The 19,839-nt window shown below is 54.1% G+C and carries 22 protein-coding genes; 19 read left to right on the top strand and 3 right to left on the bottom strand.

Annotation, left to right across the window (positions count from 1 at the left end; genetic code table 11):
- Positions 1–125: 125 nt before the first annotated feature.
- The 3 genes from ydfZ (at position 126) to yedF (ending at position 1,959) form a co-directional block, all read left to right on the top strand.
- Entirely contained in the window at positions 126–329 is a 204-nt protein-coding gene (gene ydfZ, locus OQV00_RS11555; RefSeq protein WP_004862611.1) for a putative selenium delivery protein YdfZ, read from the top strand.
- A gap of 188 nt (positions 330–517) precedes the next feature.
- A complete protein-coding gene (gene yedE / locus OQV00_RS11550; protein ID WP_004862613.1) occupies positions 518–1,729 on the top strand; it encodes a selenium metabolism membrane protein YedE/FdhT in 1,212 nt (403 codons plus the stop codon).
- Positions 1,726–1,959 (top strand): sulfurtransferase-like selenium metabolism protein YedF, encoded by a 234-nt coding sequence (yedF, locus tag OQV00_RS11545; protein ID WP_004862615.1) that lies wholly within the window; start codon positions 1,726–1,728, stop codon positions 1,957–1,959. Before yedE ends, yedF begins: the two co-directional genes overlap by 4 nt.
- 55 nt (positions 1,960–2,014) lie before the next feature.
- Here yedF and metQ read toward each other — a convergent pair whose 3' ends face one another.
- Entirely contained in the window at positions 2,015–2,830 is an 816-nt protein-coding gene (gene metQ / locus OQV00_RS11540) for a methionine ABC transporter substrate-binding lipoprotein MetQ (RefSeq protein WP_015584210.1), read from the bottom strand.
- 254 nt (positions 2,831–3,084) lie between these two features.
- Between metQ and OQV00_RS11535 the strand changes: the two genes are divergently transcribed.
- Both OQV00_RS11535 and dgcJ read left to right on the top strand, forming a co-directional pair.
- On the top strand, positions 3,085–3,255 hold the full coding sequence (locus OQV00_RS11535) for a hypothetical protein (protein ID WP_004862622.1): 171 nt from the start codon (positions 3,085–3,087) through the stop codon (positions 3,253–3,255).
- A gap of 93 nt (positions 3,256–3,348) precedes the next feature.
- Positions 3,349–4,881, top strand: a complete 1,533-nt coding sequence (dgcJ, locus tag OQV00_RS11530; RefSeq protein WP_163980645.1) for a diguanylate cyclase DgcJ — start codon at positions 3,349–3,351, stop codon at positions 4,879–4,881.
- Positions 4,882–4,894: 13 nt separating this feature from the next.
- Here dgcJ and OQV00_RS11525 read toward each other — a convergent pair whose 3' ends face one another.
- Complete coding sequence (locus tag OQV00_RS11525) at positions 4,895–5,608, bottom strand: hypothetical protein (protein WP_163980646.1); 714 nt, start codon at positions 5,606–5,608, stop codon at positions 4,895–4,897.
- 31 nt (positions 5,609–5,639) lie between these two features.
- Here OQV00_RS11525 and OQV00_RS11520 point away from each other — a divergent pair, with 31 nt between their 5' ends.
- Positions 5,640–6,071 carry a hypothetical protein gene (locus OQV00_RS11520; protein WP_163980647.1) on the top strand — a complete coding sequence of 144 codons (432 nt, stop codon included), beginning with the start codon at positions 5,640–5,642 and terminating at the stop codon, positions 6,069–6,071.
- Positions 6,072–6,120: 49 nt separating this feature from the next.
- Complete coding sequence (add, locus tag OQV00_RS11515; protein ID WP_015584208.1) at positions 6,121–7,122, top strand: adenosine deaminase; 1,002 nt, start codon at positions 6,121–6,123, stop codon at positions 7,120–7,122.
- Positions 7,123–7,158: 36 nt separating this feature from the next.
- Here add and OQV00_RS11510 read toward each other — a convergent pair whose 3' ends face one another.
- Entirely contained in the window at positions 7,159–8,199 is a 1,041-nt protein-coding gene (locus OQV00_RS11510) for an oxidoreductase (protein ID WP_004862635.1), read from the bottom strand.
- A gap of 189 nt (positions 8,200–8,388) precedes the next feature.
- Here OQV00_RS11510 and blr point away from each other — a divergent pair, with 189 nt between their 5' ends.
- The 12 genes from blr (at position 8,389) to dtpA (ending at position 19,745) form a co-directional block, all read left to right on the top strand.
- Positions 8,389–8,538, top strand: a complete 150-nt coding sequence (gene blr / locus OQV00_RS11505; protein ID WP_071824612.1) for a division septum protein Blr — start codon at positions 8,389–8,391, stop codon at positions 8,536–8,538.
- Positions 8,539–8,664: 126 nt separating this feature from the next.
- A complete protein-coding gene (locus OQV00_RS11500; protein WP_032717535.1) occupies positions 8,665–10,035 on the top strand; it encodes a GH1 family beta-glucosidase in 1,371 nt (456 codons plus the stop codon).
- Positions 10,036–10,252: 217 nt separating this feature from the next.
- Positions 10,253–10,468 (top strand): transcription modulator YdgT, encoded by a 216-nt coding sequence (ydgT, locus tag OQV00_RS11495; protein ID WP_004862642.1) that lies wholly within the window; start codon positions 10,253–10,255, stop codon positions 10,466–10,468.
- 68 nt (positions 10,469–10,536) lie between these two features.
- Entirely contained in the window at positions 10,537–10,977 is a 441-nt protein-coding gene (locus OQV00_RS11490) for a DUF2569 domain-containing protein (RefSeq protein WP_004862645.1), read from the top strand.
- Between the two features lie 79 nt (positions 10,978–11,056).
- Positions 11,057–11,638 carry an electron transport complex subunit RsxA gene (gene rsxA, locus OQV00_RS11485; RefSeq protein WP_004862649.1) on the top strand — a complete coding sequence of 194 codons (582 nt, stop codon included), beginning with the start codon at positions 11,057–11,059 and terminating at the stop codon, positions 11,636–11,638.
- Position 11,639: 1 nt separating this feature from the next.
- Positions 11,640–12,218, top strand: a complete 579-nt coding sequence (rsxB, locus tag OQV00_RS11480; protein WP_015584207.1) for an electron transport complex subunit RsxB — start codon at positions 11,640–11,642, stop codon at positions 12,216–12,218.
- A complete protein-coding gene (gene rsxC, locus OQV00_RS11475) occupies positions 12,211–14,616 on the top strand; it encodes an electron transport complex subunit RsxC (protein WP_134936424.1) in 2,406 nt (801 codons plus the stop codon). The genes rsxB and rsxC overlap by 8 nt, the downstream gene beginning before the upstream one ends.
- Positions 14,617–15,669 carry an electron transport complex subunit RsxD gene (rsxD, locus tag OQV00_RS11470; RefSeq protein ID WP_266280356.1) on the top strand — a complete coding sequence of 351 codons (1,053 nt, stop codon included), beginning with the start codon at positions 14,617–14,619 and terminating at the stop codon, positions 15,667–15,669.
- A gap of 9 nt (positions 15,670–15,678) precedes the next feature.
- The gene (gene rsxG / locus OQV00_RS11465) at positions 15,679–16,299 is read left to right on the top strand and encodes an electron transport complex subunit RsxG (RefSeq protein WP_015584205.1); all 621 of its coding nucleotides are present in this window, start codon (positions 15,679–15,681) and stop codon (positions 16,297–16,299) included.
- A gap of 3 nt (positions 16,300–16,302) precedes the next feature.
- A complete protein-coding gene (locus tag OQV00_RS11460) occupies positions 16,303–17,007 on the top strand; it encodes an electron transport complex subunit E (RefSeq protein WP_048025228.1) in 705 nt (234 codons plus the stop codon).
- Positions 17,004–17,639: an endonuclease III gene (gene nth / locus OQV00_RS11455; protein WP_004862665.1), complete on the top strand. Its 636-nt coding sequence runs from the start codon at positions 17,004–17,006 to the stop codon at positions 17,637–17,639. The genes OQV00_RS11460 and nth overlap by 4 nt, the downstream gene beginning before the upstream one ends.
- Before the next feature lie 600 nt (positions 17,640–18,239).
- A complete protein-coding gene (dtpA, locus tag OQV00_RS11450) occupies positions 18,240–19,745 on the top strand; it encodes a dipeptide/tripeptide permease DtpA (protein ID WP_004862668.1) in 1,506 nt (501 codons plus the stop codon).
- Positions 19,746–19,839 lie beyond the last annotated feature (94 nt).

Below are 19,839 nucleotides of genomic sequence, written 5' to 3'. Positions count from 1 at the left end.
GACGGGCGGACTCATGGGTAAAAACAGCCATGATTTTGATAAAGCTCAAAAAAATTCACTGGCAAAAGGTGTATTAAAAAGCCGCTAACCATCCCGTTCAGCTATTTTGATAAGAGGAGGAAACCATGAAAACTTACGATCGTAACCGTAACGCTATCTCAACAGGCAGCATGGTTATGGTGGCAGGAAATGGCGTGACGGGCGTCATTAAGGCCATCCACGGCGAAGGTAAAACGGCGGAACAATTACGCCGCGCTGACTGCGTGGAAATAGAAGGCTGCGAAGGGTTATATTGCCCAATGAGCCTTATTCGGCTGGGCTTTCATTAATTACCTCCCGGCGATGGCTCGTCGCCCTGCCGAAAGAGAATAAAGGCCGCCGCGGCGGCCTTTATTTTTGTTGCCGGATCGATTCATTTTGATCCCATCGAGCGTTTTCTCGCTATAAGCGGCGTATTATCCCGCCTTCTTTCACCCCGCCCGGGGTAATTTACCTTCTGAGTTCAGAGGCATCTTTCATGACATGGCAACAGTTCAAACAGGCCTACCTGATTAAATTCTGGGCACCGGCCCCCGCGGTTATCGCCGCCGGTATTCTCTCCACCTATTATTTCGGTATTACCGGCACGTTCTGGGCCGTGACCGGGGAATTTACCCGCTGGGGCGGGCAGCTATTGCAACTTGCCGGCGTTCATACCGAGCAGTGGGGTTATTTCAAACTGATTCATCTCGAAGGGACGCCGTTAACCCGCATTGACGGCATGATGATTATCGGCATGTTTGGTGGCTGTTTCGCCGCCGCGCTGTGGGCAAACAATATCAAATTACGCCTGCCGCGCAGCCGGATCCGTATTATTCAGGCCGTAGCGGGCGGGATCATTGCCGGTTTTGGCGCACGCCTGGCGATGGGCTGCAACCTGGCAGCCTTTTTTACCGGTATTCCTCAGTTTTCCCTCCACGCCTGGTTCTTTGCCATCGCGACAGCTATCGGGACCTGGTTTGGCGCACGCTTTACGCTACTGCCCCTGTTTCGAATTCCGGTCAGGATACAAAAAGTTTCTGCGGCCTCGCCGCTCACACAAAAGCCGGCGCAGGCGCGGCGTCGTTTTCGCGCAGGAATGCTGGTGTTCTTCGCCATGATCGCCTGGGGATTACTGACTGCACTCAATCAGCCTAAACTCGGCCTGGCGATGCTGTTTGGGGTCGGTTTTGGTCTGCTGATTGAACGTGCGCAGATCTGCTTTACTTCGGCATTCCGCGATATGTGGATCACCGGACGCACCTATATGGCCAAAGCGATTATCTTCGGGATGGCGGCGAGCGCGATTGGCATTTTCAGCTATGTGCAGCTGGGCATGGAGCCCAAAATCATGTGGGCAGGCCCGAATGCGGTGATCGGCGGCCTGCTGTTTGGTTTCGGTATTGTGCTGGCCGGCGGCTGTGAAACCGGCTGGATGTACCGCGCCGTTGAAGGTCAGGTTCACTACTGGTGGGTAGGACTGGGCAACGTCATTGGTTCGACGATTCTGGCCTATTTCTGGGATGATTTATCCCCAGCGCTGGCCACCAGCTGGGATAAAGTCAATCTGCTGGCCACCTTCGGGCCTTTTGGCGGCCTGCTGGTGACCTATCTGCTACTATTTATCGCGCTGATGCTGGTCATTGCCTGGGAGAAACGCTTTTTCCGCCAGAAATCCGCCGCCATGGCCAATGTTAAGGAAACCGCATGAAAGCTATCGTTCCCGATTATCGTCTCGACATGGTAGGCGAACCCTGCCCCTATCCGGCCGTTGCCACTCTGGAAGCGATGCCTTCGCTTAAAAAAGGGGAGATTCTGGAAGTGGTCAGCGATTGCCCGCAGTCGATTAATAACATTCCGCAGGATGCCCGCAACTACGGTTATACGGTGCTGGACATTCAACAAGACGGGCCAACCATCCGCTATTTAATCCAGAAGTAATCCCTCCCGTCCAGGCCGGTGACGCGCTCCCGCCGCCGGCCTGATGCCATACAGATTACCAGCCTTTTACCGCGTCGCCTTTGTACAGCTCCGCTGCCGCAGCGGCGACTTCATCACTTTGATACGCTTTCACCAGGTTTTTCACCTTTGCACTGTCTTTGTTATCAATCCGGCTGGCGAAAATATTGACGTAGGGTGAATTTTTATCTTCGATGAAAAGCCCGTTACGGGTTGGCGAGAGCCCAACCTGACTGGAAAATGTCGTATTAATCACGGCAAGCGCAATTTGCCGATCGTCAAGCGCGCGAGTTAGCTGCGGCGCCTCAATCTCGACGATTTTCAGTTTCTTCGGGTTGTGCACAATATCTAACGACGTTGGCAGCAGACCCACCCCATCTTTAAGGGTAATCAGGCCCTGCTTCTGCAGCAAAAGCAGCGAACGTCCGAGGTTGGTCGGATCGTTTGGCACGGCTACCTGAGCACCTTCAGGTAGCTCATCAATGGCGTGTATTTTCTTCGAGTAGGCGGCGATCGGATAGACGAATGTTGTGCCTACCTCAACCAGCTTGTAGCCGCGCTCCTGGATCTGTTTATCCAGGTACGGTTTGTGCTGGAAAGCGTTGATATCCAGATCGCCGTTATTCAGCGCTTCATTGGGCAAAACGAAATCGTTAAAGGTGACGACTTCGACATCAAGGTTATATTTCTCTTTCGCCACCTTCTGCGCCACCGCCCATACCTGCTGATCGATCCCCGCGCTGATACCCACTTTGATATGATTCGGGTCCTGCCCGGCGGGGCCACAGGCGGCAAGCAGCGTGGTGCTGGCGACAAGCAGCGAAACAGCAAACTTCTTCAGCGTAAAAATCATAATCCCAGAGTCCTTTTTAAAATAGCCTGCCGCTTATAGCAGGAAAAGTAGCGCCTGAGACTATAGGAAATATCATTGGCGATATTAAAGACTGATTCACTATGATTTATAGCGATTGGCTATGAGCCTGTCTCATGGCTGAGTTTTCCTCGCGGAGCTGTCACGGAGGCGACGAAATTATAGTTTAACTCACTGGAAAAATTGGCTAATGAAGATTAAAATTTCAATCAGCTAACGGATGAAAGGGATTTTTCATGGCTGATGAGGTCAGTGAACCATGGCTGAACGCAAGCGTATTCGATGAGTCCGCCTGTTCCAGCATATTACTTGATGATTTTATTGCCAGCCGGAGGGCACGCATGAAAAATAAACACCGCTGGCAGAAATATACCCATCCCTTTGTCGTTGCTGTTCTCATTTATTGATGAAAACGTTGACGTTCGGGGACGTTACATTACCAGTGCTCCAGCGCCATCGGACCTGGGTTATCACCGCTTCAGGCACACAGGTCATTGAGTATGGACACCAAAATCTTTTCCGTTAATTTCCGGTATATCAATACGCTGATCGTGATTCTGACCACCTCAATTTTCATCGGTCTCATCACGCGTGAATACCGCGATCTGGAAAGATATATGGGCTACGTGGCGGAAAATGGACGATCCGCGCTCTCCCATGCGGAATATATCAACCAGAATATGGCGTTCCAGCTTTCCCGGGCTTTTTCAGTTTTGCCTGCCTCGCCAGGTGTGCAAAAGAATAAGCGTGACAAGGTGTGCGAACATCTTGAATCGGCCAACGGTGTTCAGGGGTTAAACCTTAGCAACCAGACATATCGTGGTTTAAACGGGACATTGCAAACCCGGAATGCGGACTGCCAGGTCTGGGCCGAGGATGTTCCTGCGCTTTCTGTTATTCAAAATGATCATCGGATATCGGTGTCAAAATATACCTTCTCCAGCTATCGCGGCTACATTTTCAATAATATCCGCTATTATATCGATCTGATCAATAATTATATTTATATTAATAAAATCATTGACGTTAATAAATACCAGTTTGATAACTGGTTAGTCCGTGATGATAACGTGATCGATATCACTCGCAGCGCCCATACTATCAGCATCGATCGTCGCGCATTGAACGATTTACTCCATGGTGAGAGCATCACTTCCCATATTTACCGGGACGGCTACACCAAGAAAAATATAATTAGTATGCTCACGCCAGTTTTTCAGAACGGTTTAATCAAAGGCATCATTGTCACCGATGTTAATATTGATGATTTGACCACTGCGTTTTACACTGCGGACCGCCCGGTACTCTGGCGCTTCCTGTCACTGTATGTCACGGATGAGTCAACCGCTGGTGATATTTATTTCCATCGTTCGATACTCAAATCTATTAACATCATTAAATACCAGGCGAACTTAACACCGTTATATAAGCTGAATGTTAAACTTGACCTTATCTATTTTATTATCAATAACTTATGGCTGGCATTCATCTATGCCCTCAGCACCTGGCTGCTTTGTCGCTACACGAAAAAGCAAATGGCACGTCATGCTGAACTGTCCAAAGATAATATTACGGATACCATGACCGGCCTTTATAACCGAAAAGTGTTGAACGACGCGCTAAGTCATAAAATAGACGCGGCATTGGCAAAGCATATTCCTGTTACGCTGGTGTCTATCGACAGCGATGGTCTGAAGAAAATCAATGACACCCTCGGACACCATATGGGCGATAAAGTCATTCAGTCATTAGGCCGCGCCATCGAGCTGTCGATTCGTAAAAGTGACTATGGCATCCGTGCTGGCGGCGATGAATTTCTATTAATTCTCTTCGATACCGACTACGCGAAAAGCTTAGACGTCATCGCCCGCATCAAAGAAAACCTGCGCCATACCGATAAAGACAAGCGGGTCTCCTTTTCGCATGGCAACTATCCATTAGAAGCTGGCGATTCTCTTGAAAGCGCGATCAACAAATCCGATCAGCTGTTGTACGTTCACAAAAGAAATAAACATGCCGTACCCGGTAAATAACCTGTGCCGTCTCTCAGGGATGTCGGTAACCGATGTCCGGGTTCTGGAGGTGAACAAAATCACAGCGCGCCCAGTTGTAGTTCACTTTGACGAGCTTGAGTTCTCCTGAAACCGTACCAAAGCGCCGCGCCTGATTCTGCTGGAAGTATCGTCGCAATTGTGCGGGCAGAAAACGGGCTTGGTAGCGCAATAGCGTACTGTGCCAGAAAGGCGCCGGAAGCGGCGTAGCAGCGTGCCGGGCAAGCAGTTCTTGTTTCCAGGGTGATGCCAGAACTTTCTGACAAAATGCGTGGCGCATCGCAACCGCCGCCTCATCCGGAATCCCGGCAAGCAATAGCTGGCCAGGCAGGGCAACCAAACGCAATTCTCTGACCGTTATACGTCGGGCCTGATAGTCAGCCCACATTTCACCTAATTGCGAAATCTTTTCGGGAAGGACCTCGTTTTCAGCGTATAGCGGGAGAGTCAACGGTAAAAAGGTAAAATGAAAACACGCTTCCGGCAACCTGTCCGCCAGTACGTCGTCGCGCACCAGATCGTTTAGTTTATTGAAAAGCTGCTGTATTTGAGCAGGCATTGTGGGCCGTATGCCCGTTGCAAGCGCCAGCTTTGTTGGGTCATAGTCCGGCGTCTCGCGAATGCTACCGATACCCTCGTTTTCCAGCCAGGTCGCCTGGGTCTTCTCGTTCGTTGATTGATAATCACTATCCAGGTGAATCACTTTCATCTTAAATTGTCATCATGCATAGGATGAAGCATTGGCGTACGCCGTTGCCGTGAATGAAAAAATCTGCTTTAACCGGGTTAACCCGGTTTACTTTATTTTATCTGAGTTGAAACAACGCCCCTCTGGCTCACAGTTTATCGACCTTCGCAACGGCTATCTGCCACGTTTGCCCACGCGATGCGAGAGTCTGCTGCTGGAATCGAATAGCTTTCTTTGCATCTCTATCGTGAACGCCCCGGATTCCTTAAACGCCCTCTCCCTCACGCAACGTCCCGCATCCTATGCCGGCCTGCTGGCTAAGTTTAGTCGACAGGATAATCGCCCGCCGCCCGGCCCACCGCCCGCAAGTTTGCCGGGGATCCTGTTCGGGCCAGGAGACTCTCGTGACGGACGTTCAAAACCGATCGCGGCTCTTACAGATGATTGTATCCACTGGATTTTTTCAATGCTTTTAAAGAGTTAAAGAATTGCTGTATAATGACGTGCACTTTAACTAAAAAATGAGTGCGACCATGATTGATTTAACTTTGCCATTAACCGACATTCACCGCCACCTTGACGGCAATATTCGTGCCCAAACCATTCTCGATCTTGGCCGCCAGTTCAATATCACCCTTCCGGCAACCTCACTCGACACGCTGATCCCCCATGTACAGGTCACCAGTAATGAACCCGATCTGGTCAGCTTCCTCGCCAAACTGGACTGGGGGGTAAAAGTTCTGGCCTCGCTGGAAGCCTGTCGTCGCGTGGCTTATGAAAACGTCGAGGATGCGGCACGCAATGGTCTCCACTACGTTGAGCTGCGTTTTTCCCCGCGCTATATGGCCATGACCCACCAGCTGCCGGTCGACGGCGTGGTTGAAGCCGTGATTGCCGGCGTACGCGAAGGCAGCCGCGATTTTAATGTCGAAACCCGTCTGATTGGTATTCTGAGCCGGACATTCGGTGAAGCGGCCTGCCAGCAAGAGCTGGACGCGCTGCTTGCCCACCGCGACGCGATCACCGCCCTGGATCTGGCGGGGGATGAGCTCGGTTTCCCGGGCAATCTGTTTATGGAACACTTTACCCTCGCTCGCGATGCCGGCTGGCGTATTACCGTGCACGCCGGCGAAGCGGCCGGTCCGGAAAGCATCTGGCAGGCTATACGAGAACTAGGAGCAGAGCGTATCGGACATGGCGTAAAAGCGGTCCAGGATCCGGCTCTGATGGATTATCTTGCGCAGCAGCGTATCGGTATTGAGTCCTGCCTGACCTCCAATATCCAGACCAGCACCGTGGCATCACTGGCAGAGCATCCGCTCAAAACGTTCCTTGAACACGGCGTTCTGGCATCCATTAATACCGACGACCCGGCGGTACAAGGTATCGACATCATTCACGAATACACCGTGGCCGCGCCGGCAGCCGGCCTGAGTCGCGATCAGATTCGCCAGGCGCAAATTAATGGTCTGGAACTGGCGTTTCTCAGCAACCAGGAAAAAGCGGCGCTGATTCAGCGCGTTCAGCAGGCCTGACCCTCAGCCCGGCGGCCTCGCTGCCGGGCAAAGACTCTAGATCAGACTCAGGGTGGCGCGATGTTTCGCCGACTCCAGACCGAGCTCAATCAACTCCATAATCTGAATCGCCTGGCTGGCTGGCACCGGATTTTCGCCGCTGCCATTCAGGGTGTCGCGAATGGCGGCATAGTAAGCCGGGTAGTTGCCCGGCAGAGTGAGCCAGTTTTCCGTCGTGCGAGCGTCCCCTTCAACCCGCGTCAGCACCCCGTCACGCATATCGTATCCCCAGTCTTCCTGCGGCAACCGCTCGCCATTTTTCAGCCGCTCCTCCTGCGGATCCAGCCCATATTTGACATAGCTTGCCCGGGATCCGTGAACGATATATCGCGCGGTTTCTGCTGCCGCCAGCAGCGTACCGTGCAACACGACCCGGCGCTGGGGATAAGCCAACACGGCGTGGAAATAGTCGGTAGCCTGGGCGCCCGGACGCAGCTGCGCCAAATCAACGGTCATACTGACCGGCAGGCCAAATAAATTGACGACCTGATCAAGAAGGTGCGGCCCCAGATCGTACCAGATTCCGCTTCCCGGGCCGCCCTGTTCGCGCCAGCGGTTACGCACCTCTGGACGATAGCGATCGAAGTGCGATTCGACGTAACCTACCTCGCCGAGCAGCCCTTCATGAATCAGCGATTTCAGCGTCAGAAAATCGCTATCCCAGCGGCGGTTATGAAAAACGGACAGCAGTCTGCCGCAGCGTCTGGCCACGGCCTCCAGCTCTCTCGCCTGTGACAGTGTCACGGTAAAAGGTTTATCCACGACCACATGCTTACCCGCTTCCAGCGCCGCTTTCGCCAGCGGGAAATGGGTATCGTTTGGCGTAGCGATGACGATCAAATCAATATCGGGGTTGCTCAGTAAGCCTGCGGGTTCAGCCACCACGTTCACCAGAGGCCAGTCGGCCTGGACTTTCTTTTCATCGCTACTGGACACCGCGGCCAGCGTCATTCCCGGCGTACCGCTGATTAACGGCGCATGGAAAGTTTTACTCGCATATCCGTAGCCAATCATCCCCACCCGGATAGTGTCACTCATCTTGCTGCCCTCTCATTCAAGGATTTTTGCCCTCTGATAACTATAAGCTTCAATTGATTTATTAGCTTTGCTTATGCTTCTCAAGCGTTCACCTTTACAGCAATGGTGATAATACTCTTCCGCCAGCCCTTGCGTTACTCTCCCCATTTAGTAACATTTACTCCTGTTTTAACTTTTAATTTCAGGATTATGGCAAACGTTTTTAACCGAATTGTAGAACTTATTGGTTGGGTTGTATTTGGCGTCTCAGCCCTGCTTTTGGTTATCGCTCACCACATTGATAACTACCAATCCCCGCCTCCAGCTAATGTTGTGCAAACGACCTCGCTGCCCCATTAGCCTGTCAGCCTCTGCTGACGCTAAACAGTGACCCACTTCGCAAGTGTGCAACCGGTTTCAGAAACCGGTTGCACAGCGATAAACGCATTCACTACACTCTCTTTATCATTCGATAAGGAGTTTTTCATGGCCGCATTTCCGCAACATTTTCTTTGGGGCGCCGCCACCGCAGCCTATCAGGTTGAAGGCGGTCACGATGCCGACGGTAAAGGCCCGTCAATCTGGGACATATACGCCCATCAGCCCGGCGCGACATTCGAGAACACCAATGGTGACGTCGCCGTCGATCACTATCATCGTTTTCGCGAAGACGTTGCCCTGATGGCCGAAATGGGCCTGCAAAGCTACCGTTTCTCTATCTCCTGGCCTCGCCTGCTGCCTCTCGGCCGTGGCGAAGTTAACGAAGCGGGCGTCCGGTTTTATAGCGATTTGATCGATGAGCTGCTGGCTCACAATATCGAGCCGATGATTACGCTCTATCATTGGGATCTGCCGCAGGCGCTGCAGGATGAAGGGGGCTGGGAAGCACGAAGCACCGCCGAAGCGTTCGCCGAGTATGCCCGCCTGTGTTACGCGCGCTACGGTTCCCGGGTGAAGCTGTGGGCAACCTTCAACGAAACCATTGTGTTCATCGGTCACGGCTATATTAACGGCTGTCATCCGCCGGCGGTACGCGATCCGGCGCGCGCTATCCAGGCCTGTCATCACGTTTTTATTGCTCACGCGCTGGCGGTTAAACAGTTTCGCCAAAGCGGTATCAAGGGCGAGATTGGGTTCGTTAATGTCCTGCAGCCGCATACGCCGCTCACCGACAGCGCAGAAGATCGCCAGGCCAGCGACATGGCGGACGCAATACATACGCACTGGCTATACGATCCGGTGTTAAAAGGCCATTACCCCGAGTCGCTTTTGCAGCAGACCCAGACCCTGTGGGGTGTTCCGCAGTTTGCTCCCGGCGATGACGCGCTGCTGCGTGACAACCGCTGCGATTTTATTGGACTCAACTATTATCGCCGTGAAACCGTCTCAGCCCGACCTCAGGAGGGACCCTGCGGCGGTGAACCGGGCGTCGAAGGTCTGTTTTACTTCGTGCGTAACCCGCAGAGCACCTATACCGAATGGGGCTGGGAGATTTGGCCGCAGGGGTTAACCGACGGCATAATGATGATCAAAGCACGCTATGGCGATATTCCCATTTACATCACCGAAAATGGTTTAGGCGCGAAAGATCCGATTATTGATGGCGAAGTCGTTGACGATCCGCGCATCGACTATCTTAGCAGCCATATTAATGCGCTGGAAAAAGCCCTTGAGGCGGGGGCCGATGTCCGCGGTTATTATCCGTGGTCGTTTATTGATCTGCTGAGCTGGCTGAACGGTTACCAAAAACAATACGGTTTTGTGTATGTCGATCATCAGCAAGGGCTCGCCCGTAAACGGAAAAAGAGCTTTTTTTGGTATCAAAACGTTATTGCCAGCCGGGGCAAACAGCGTTAATCTTCTCTCCCAGGCGCCGCCCGGCTCCTGATTTAGCACTAGAATATTCTTAAATTTCTTTTGACTACCCCAGGAATGAAATCATTTCTTGTCTTTAGTATTTACAACCTAAATAATTTCATCCGGCCCGTTAAGAAGGCACCGTTTGTTGAAAGTTGGTTTACCGACAGTTGTTAATATTCGACTTGTTTATTCCGATTATAAAATGGAACCGCAAATGACCGTTCAGGACTACTTATTAAAATTCCGTAAAATCAGTTCCCTTGAAAGCCTTGAAAAACTTTTTGACCATCTTAACTATTCCCTGACCGACACCACGGAAATCGTCAACATGTATCGCGCAGCCGATCACCGCCGGGCAGAGCTGGTTTCTGGCGGTAAATTGTTCGATGTCGGGCAGGTTCCGAAATCCGTCTGGCGTTACGTGCAATAAAAACTGTTCTCAGCCATGCCAGTTGCTTATACTCCCGCTCTTTATTTTGATTGAATCCGGGAGAAATCATGTCTTCTCACTCTGCAGAACGTATCGGCGGGTGGCTGCTGGCACCGCTCGCATGGCTACTGGTTGCTCTGCTTAGCACTTCGCTGTCGCTGTTGATCTTTGCTAATGCGTTGATGAGCTCCCGGACCTACGCCCTGCTGGCGGAAATGAGCGCCGGGCACCTCCTGCTTTGGGTGGGGTCGCTGCTGTTCGCCCTCGCCATGTGGTACTATACCCTGTGGCTGACCATTGCGTTTTTCAAACGGCGAAGCATCGTACCAAAGCACTATATTATCTGGCTGCTCATCTCTCTGCTGCTGGCGATAAAGGCCTTTGCTTTTTCACCCATTTCAGACGCGATGGCCTTACGCCAGCTGCTGTTTCCGCTTCTTGCCGCGGCGCTGTTGGTCCCCTATTTCAAACGTTCCGCACGGGTTAAGCGAACCTTCGTGAATTCGTAATAACCCCACAGTTAACCTGTTGTCGCCGGTATCGATTTATTCGATAATAGGCGGCTTTTTCTGTTTTCAGGTCGAGTTGATGGCTGATTATTTACTGCTCTTTATTGGTACTGTCCTTGTGAACAACTTCGTGCTGGTGAAGTTTCTTGGACTGTGCCCGTTTATGGGGGTTTCCAAAAAACTGGAAACCGCAATGGGGATGGGGCTGGCCACCACCTTTGTGATGACGCTGGCCTCAATTTGCGCCTGGCTGATTGATACCTGGATTCTTATCCCGCTTAACCTGATCTACCTGCGGACCCTGGCTTTTATCCTGGTTATCGCGGTAGTGGTGCAGTTCACCGAGATGGTGGTGCGTAAAACCAGCCCTGCCCTGTATCGACTGCTGGGTATTTTCTTACCGCTGATCACCACCAACTGTGCGGTGCTCGGCGTCGCGCTGCTGAATATTAACCTCGGGCATAACTTCTTGCAGTCCGCGCTCTACGGTTTTGCCGCCGCGGTCGGTTTCTCGCTGGTGATGGTGCTGTTCGCCGCTATTCGCGAACGGCTGGTGGTTGCAGATGTGCCTGCGCCGTTTCGTGGTAATGCCATTGCCCTGGTTACTGCGGGTTTAATGTCGCTGGCATTTATGGGCTTTAGTGGTTTGGTGAAGTTGTAATATGAGTGCAGTCTGGATAGCCGTGATCGCCATTAGCCTGTTGGGGCTCATTTTTGGCGTGATTCTGGGATACGCCTCCCGTCGGTTCGAAGTAGAAGATGATCCCGTTGTTGAAAAAGTCGATGAGCTTCTTCCGCAGAGTCAGTGTGGACAATGCGGCTACCCCGGCTGTCGTCCTTATGCCGAGGCCGTCGGCACTCAGGGTGAGAAAATCAACCGCTGCGCCCCTGGCGGCGAAGCGGTGATGCTAAAAATTGCCGCTCTGCTGAACGTCGACCCGCAGCCCATCGATGGCGATGAACAACAACTCGAGCCTGCACGCATGCTCGCGGTCATTGACGAAAATAACTGTATCGGCTGCACAAAGTGTATCCAGGCCTGCCCGGTTGATGCGATTGTCGGCGCAACTCGCGCAATGCACACCGTGATGAGCGATCTTTGTACCGGCTGTAATCTTTGCGTCGCGCCCTGCCCGACGCAATGTATTGAAATGGTTCCTGTCGCGACGACCACTGAAAACTGGAAGTGGGACCTGCACACTATTCCAGTACGCAATATTCCTGTGGAACAACATGTTTAAGCTATTTTCCGCGTTCAGAAAAGATAAAGTCTGGGACTTCAACGGCGGTATTCACCCGCCTGAAATGAAAAGCCAGTCTAACGGCACGCCGCTGCGCCAGATTTCCCTGCCGCAGCAGTTTGTGATCCCGTTAAAACAGCATATCGGCGCTGAGGGTGAGCTCTGCGTGCGGCCTGGCGATCGCGTACTGCGTGGTCAGCCGCTGACCCGCGGCTGGGGACGAATGTTGCCGGTTCATGCCCCGACCTCCGGTACCGTCAGCGCCATCGCGCCGCACTCGACCGCTCACCCTTCCGCCCTCGCCGAGATGAGCGTCATTATCGATGCCGACGGTGAAGACCGGTGGATTGAGCGCGACGGCTGGAGTGATTACGCAAACAAAACCCGTGAAGAGCTCATCGAGCGTATTCACCAGTTCGGCGTGGCCGGGCTGGGCGGCGCGGGATTCCCGACCGGCAGCAAATTACGCGGCGGCGGCGACAAAATTGAAACCCTGATTATTAACGCCGCTGAATGCGAACCCTATATTACCGCCGACGATCGCCTGATGCAGGATTGCGCAGCGCAAATTATCGCCGGCATCCGCATCCTGGCCCATATTTTACAGCCGCGCCAGGTGCTGATCGGTATTGAGGATAATAAACCGCAGGCCATCTCGATGATGCGGGCAGTCCTTGCCGATGCTCACGGTATCGAACTGCGGGTGATTCCCACCAAATACCCGTCCGGCGGCGCGAAGCAGCTGACGCAGATCCTCACCGGCAAACAGGTTCCCCACGGCGGGCGCTCGTCGGACATCGGCGTGCTGATGCAAAACGTCGGTACCGCCTATGCGGTTAAACGTGCGGTGATCGACGGTGAGCCGCTGACCGAGCGCGTTGTCACCCTCACCGGCGAGGCGGTTACCCGTCCTGGCAACGTGTGGGCGCGACTGGGAACGCCGGTTCGCCATCTGCTGGAAGATGCCGGCTTCTGCCCGAGCGCCGAACAGATGGTCATTATGGGCGGCCCGCTGATGGGGTTCACCCTGCCGTGGCTTGACGTTCCGGTGGTCAAAATCACCAACTGCCTGCTGGCGCCATCGGCAAGCGAAATGGGCGACCCCGAGGAAGAGAAAGGGTGTATTCGCTGCAGCGCCTGTGCGGACGCCTGTCCGGCCGATCTGCTGCCGCAGCAGCTGTACTGGTTCAGCAAAGGCCAGCAGCACGATAAAGCCACCGCCCATAACCTGGCCGACTGCATCGAATGCGGCGCCTGCGCCTGGGTCTGTCCGAGTAATATTCCGCTGGTACAATATTTCCGTCAGGAAAAGGCCGAGATTACGGCTATCCGTCAGGAAGAAAAGCGTGCAGCGGAGGCCAAAGCCCGCTTTGAGGCCCGCCAGGCTCGCCTGGAACGGGACAAAGCCGCACGCCTGGAGCGCCACAAACAGTCTGCTGTTCAACCGGCCGCGAAAGATCATGCGGCGATTAACGCGGCGCTGGCCCGGGTTCGCGAAAAACAACGCGATGCCGCCCAGCCGATCGTAGTCCAGGCCGGCGCGAAACCGGATAACAGTGAAGCGATCGCCGCCCGCGAAGCTCGTAAAGCCGAAGCCCGTGCCCGCAAACTGGCGCTGCAGGATCAGGATACGGGGCAACTTGCGACCGAGGCTCACGTTCAGCCCGCCGCCGAAGCCGTTGACCCGCGTAAAGCGGCCGTTGAAGCGGCTATCGCCCGCGCGAAGGCCCGCAAGGCTGAGCAGCAGGCCGCCGCACCGGCTGACCTTCAGCCCGCCGCCGAAGTCGTCGACCCGCGTAAAGCGGCCGTTGAAGCGGCTATCGCCCGCGCGAAGGCCCGCAAGGCTGAGCAGCAGGCCGCCGCACCGGCTGACCTTCAGCCCGCCGCCGAAGTCGTCGACCCGCGTAAAGCGGCCGTTGAAGCGGCTATCGCCCGCGCGAAGGCCCGCAAGGCTGAGCAGCAGGCCGCCGCACCGGCTGACGTTCAGCCTGCAACCGAAGCCGTCGACCCGCGCAAAGCCGCCGTTGAAGCGGCTATCGCCCGCGCGAAGGCCCGCAAGGCTGAGCAGCAGGCCGCCGCACCGGCTGACGTTCAGCCGGCAACCGAAGCCATCGACCCGCGCAAAGCGGCCGTTGAAGCGGCTATCGCCCGCGCGAAGGCCCGCAAGGCTGAGCAGCAGGCCGCCGCACCGGCTGACGTTCAGCCCGCCGCCGAAGCCGTCGACCCGCGGAAAGCGGCCGTTGAAGCGGCTATCGCCCGCGCGAAGGCCCGCAAAGCCGGGCAGCAAGAGATGACCCAGTCAGCCGCCAACGACGATCCGCGCAAAGCCGCGGTCGCCGAAGCAATCGCCCGCGTTCAGGCCAGGAAAGCATCCCGGCAGGCAGTTAACGAGGAATAAATGGTTTTCAGAATCGCAAGCTCTCCTTATACCCACAACCAGCGTCAGACCTCACGGATTATGCTGCTGGTTCTGCTCGCAGCCGTACCCGGTATCGCGGTTCAGACCTGGTTTTTTGGCTGGGGAACCGTGGTGCAGCTCGTCCTCGCCTCCCTCACGGCCTGGGCGACAGAAGCCGCCATCCTCAGGTTGCGGAAACAGAATATTGCCGCCACGCTTGCCGATAACTCCGCGCTGCTGACCGGTCTGCTGCTGGCCATTAGTATTCCGCCGCTGGCTCCCTGGTGGCTGGTCGTTTTGGGTACCGCCTTTGCCGTTATTATTGCCAAGCAGCTGTACGGGGGGCTGGGCCACAACCCGTTTAACCCGGCGATGATTGGCTATGTTGTGCTGCTGATCTCATTCCCGGTGCAGATGACTTCCTGGCTGCCGCCGCATGAAATTGCGGCCACCGTTCCGGGCTTCACCGAAGCCCTGCAGGTTATTTTTAGCGGTCACACCGCCAGCGGCAACGATATGAACGCCCTGCGGCTGGGGATCGATGGCATCAGCCAGGCTACGCCGCTGGATACGTTTAAAACGTCACTGCATGCCGGTCATGCGGTGAAGGAGATCCTGCAGTACCCGATCTACGGCGGCACGCTGGCCGGTCTTGGCTGGCAGTGGGTCAATATCGCCTATCTGGTCGGCGGTCTGTTTTTACTCTGGCAGAAGACTATTCGCTGGCATATCCCGCTGAGCTTCCTGCTTAGCCTGACCCTCTGCGCCACCCTGGGCTGGCTGTTTTCACCGCAGAGCTTCGCGGCCCCGCAGATTCATCTGCTTTCCGGCGCGACCATGCTCGGCGCATTCTTTATTTTAACGGATCCGGTTACCGCCTCCACCACCAACCGCGGCCGCCTGATATTCGGCGCCCTCGCGGGTCTGCTGGTGTGGCTCATCCGCAGCTTTGGCGGTTATCCTGACGGAGTGGCTTTTGCCGTGCTGCTGGCGAACATTACCGTTCCGTTAATCGACTACTACACGCGCCCGCGCGTCTATGGCCACCGCTGAGGACCGATGATGTTAAAAAGCATGCGCAAACACGGCATTACGCTGGCGCTCTTTGCCGCCGGCTCTACCGGGTTAACCGCGGCCATCAATGAGCTGACAAAATCGACGATTGCTGAACAGGCGGCGACCCAACAAAAAGCGCTGTTCAATCAGGTTTTGCCTGCGGACCGCTATAATAACGATTTGCTGCAGAGCTGCTATCTGGTCACCGCGCCACCGCTCGGTAAAGGTCAGCATAAGATCTGGATTGCCAAAAATAACGATGCTCCGGTCGGAGTGGTGATGGAAGCGACCGCCCCCGATGGTTACTCCGGTGCGATTCAGCTGCTGGTTGCCGCCGACTTCAAAGGCACCGTTCTTGGCACCCGCGTAACGGAGCATCATGAGACGCCCGGCCTTGGCGACAAAATTGAACTCCGTCTGTCGGACTGGATAACCCACTTTGCGGGCAAAGTCATTCACGGTTCCGGCGACAGCCACTTTGCCGTGAAAAAAGACGGCGGTGATTTCGATCAGTTCACCGGCGCCACTATTACCCCACGCGCGGTAGTCAACGCCGTTAAGCGTGCCGGCCTGTACGCGCAAACGCTGCCCGCACAGATTCCCGAACTCACGTCCTGTGGAGAGTAAGCCATGAGCGAAGTCAAAGACGTTATTGTTCAGGGGTTGTGGAAAAACAACTCCGCGCTGGTCCAACTGTTAGGCATGTGCCCCCTGCTCGCCGTGACCTCTACCGCCACCAATGCGTTAGGGCTGGGACTGGCGACAACCCTGGTGCTGACGCTGACCAACCTGACAATCTCCAGCCTGCGCCGCTGGACACCGGCTGAAATTCGTATACCGATTTATGTCATGATCATCGCTTCGGTCGTGAGCGTCGTACAGATGCTGATTAACGCCTATGCATTTGGTCTGTATCAGTCTCTGGGAATTTTTATTCCGCTGATTGTAACCAACTGCATCGTGGTCGGTCGTGCCGAAGCGTTCGCTGCCAAAAAAGGGCCGGCACTGTCGGCGCTGGATGGTTTCTCCATTGGTATGGGGGCGACCTGCGCGATGTTTGTGCTCGGTTCGCTGCGAGAAATCCTCGGCAACGGGACGCTGTTTGATGGGGCCGATAGCCTGCTGGGTAGCTGGGCGAAAGTGCTGCGTATCGAAGTATTCCACACCGATACGCCGTTCCTGCTGGCGATGCTGCCGCCGGGCGCCTTTATCGGTTTAGGGATGATGCTGGCGGTGAAATACCTGATTGACGAACGAACTAAGCAACGTAAAGCGAAAGCAGCTGAAGCGAATCAAGCCACGCCAGTTGATGCGCACAGGGAAAGTCTGGGATGAATAAGAGCAAACGTCTGGAAATACTGACCCGACTGCGGGATAACGACCCGCACCCCACAACGGAACTGAATTTCAGCTCCCCGTTCGAATTACTGATAGCCGTACTACTCTCGGCGCAGGCGACCGACGTCAGCGTGAATAAAGCCACGGCAAAGCTCTATCCGGTGGCCAATACGCCGGCAGCCATGCTGGCGCTGGGTGTTGATGGCGTCAAAGCGTATATCAAAACTATCGGGTTATTTAACAGCAAAGCTGAAAATGTGATTAAAACCTGCCGGATTCTGCTTGAGCAGCACAATGGCGAGGTTCCCGAGGACAGGGCGGCGCTGGAAGCCCTTCCCGGCGTGGGACGTAAAACCGCCAACGTGGTACTGAATACCGCGTTCGGCTGGCCGACGATTGCCGTGGATACGCATATTTTTCGCGTTTGCAATCGGACACAATTTGCCCCAGGGAAGAACGTTGAACAGGTGGAGGAAAAGCTGCTAAAGGTCGTTCCCGCCGAATTTAAAGTCGACTGCCACCACTGGCTTATTCTCCACGGCCGCTATACCTGTATTGCGCGCAAACCTCGCTGCGGCTCCTGCCTGATTGAAGATCTGTGCGAGTTTAAAGAAAAAGTCTACGCATAACATTCTGGCAGAACCATTACCCTGCTTGTGGTAATGGTTCTGTTCTTCCCGCCATTCCCTTAGCTTTAACGCCACTATTTCTGCGCTCTACAGGACAATTAACCGTCTATATAACGTTCATCCAGGTTAATCATTTTTTGTGGTGAAAAAATTTCTATACATTTGTGATCCAGATCATCCACGCAACTTAATGTTAAATTATTGTTGTCGCAATGATAAAGAAAGCCAGTATTTCCAATACCAGAGCACCACTTACCAGGACAATACCCCATCATTTTTTAGGATTATGGGCTATATCACTATGTTCAAGGCTTATCAGCAGAATATATCGCCATTATCCGATTCTCTTCCGGTCTCGACAGATAAAAATATCACCAATGTGTAAAAGGTGAAATTTAACTCTGTATAACATTTGAATGACTGGCGTATTATAACGCTTAAGATATATGTAACAGAGTATTACAAAACGCTTGCCTGAACGGCCAGGATAGTGAACATTACTTCCCGTTTTCCCTCCAGAATAACTATAAAGGCGGCGGTCTTATCAGATTGCGCCCCGAACACCCCCCGTTAATATGGGATGTAAAAAAAGAGGTATATGTGTCAACTGCAAACAATAAACCAGCAGAAAGCGTGAGTCTGAACGCTTTCAAACAACCGAAATCGTTCTATCTGATCTTCTCGATCGAATTATGGGAGCGTTTTGGTTATTACGGCCTGCAAGGGATCATGGCCGTTTACCTGGTCAAACAGCTGGGTATGTCAGAAGCGGATTCTATTACTCTCTTCTCCTCCTTCAGCGCGCTGGTTTATGGCCTCGTGGCTATCGGCGGCTGGCTGGGCGATAAAGTGCTCGGTACTAAGCGCGTGATTATGCTGGGGACTATCGTCCTCGCTATCGGCTACGCCCTGGTGGCGTATTCCGGACATGACGCGGCTATCGTTTATATGGGTATGGCGACCATCGCCGTCGGTAACGGCCTGTTTAAGGCTAACCCGTCTTCCCTGCTCTCGACCTGCTATGAGAAAGATGACCCGCGTCTTGATGGCGCATTTACGATGTACTACATGTCCATCAACATCGGTTCCTTCTTCTCGATGCTGGCTACCCCGTGGCTGGCGGCGAAATTCGGCTGGAGCATCGCCTTCTCTCTGAGCTTCGTCGGGATGCTGATTACCCTGGTGAACTTCATGTTCTGCAAAAAATGGGTAAAAAACTACGGTTCGAAGCCTGACTTTGCCCCGGTACACTTCGGTAAACTGCTGGCGACCATCGTCGGCGTGGTCGTGCTGGTGGTGATTGCGACCTGGCTGCTGCACAACCAGGGCATTGCCCGCATGGTGCTGGGCGTGGTGGCTCTGGGCATCGTGATTATTTTTGCTAAAGAAGCGATTGCGATGAAAGGTGCTGCGCGTCGTAAGATGATTGTGGCCTTCATTCTGATGGTTCAGGCGATCGTCTTCTTCGTCCTCTACAGCCAGATGCCGACGTCACTGAACTTCTTTGCTATCCGCAACGTTGAGCACGCCATTCTGGGCATTAGCTTCCAGCCTGAACAGTTCCAGGCGCTGAACCCGTTCTGGATTATGATCGGCAGCCCGATTCTGGCCGCTATCTATAACAAGATGGGCGACCGTCTGCCGATGCCGCACAAATTTGCGATTGGCATGGTGCTCTGCTCGCTGGCCTTCCTCGTCCTGCCGCTGGGCGCCAAATTTGCAACCGACGCCGGTATCGTCTCCGTTAACTGGCTGATTCTGAGCTACGCGCTGCAGAGTATCGGTGAGCTGATGATTTCCGGTCTGGGTCTGGCGATGGTGGCACAGCTGGTACCACAGCGCCTGATGGGCTTTATCATGGGCAGCTGGTTCCTGACTACCGCAGGTGCCGCTATCATCGCCGGTAAAGTCGCCAACCTGATGGCGGTACCGGAGAACGTGACCGACCCGCTGCAGTCTCTTGCCGTCTATGGCCATGTCTTCCTGCAGATTGGTATTGCTACCGCAGTTATCGCCGTGCTGATGTTTGCTATCGCGCCGAAACTGAACCGCATGACCCAGGATGACGACTCAGTGAGCAAAGCTCGCGATACGGCAACCGCTTAAGCGCTTCGGGAAAACCAATAAATTTAGGCCGCTAACGTTTTGTTAGCGGCTTTTTTTTTACCCCTGGGCTAACATACAGAAAACTGCAGCCACG

Source organism: Klebsiella sp. DY2415 (genome assembly GCF_026314315.1).
GTDB classification, from domain to species: Bacteria; Pseudomonadota; Gammaproteobacteria; order Enterobacterales; family Enterobacteriaceae; genus Klebsiella; species Klebsiella ornithinolytica.
This window is presented reverse-complemented; position numbering and strand designations above follow the sequence as displayed.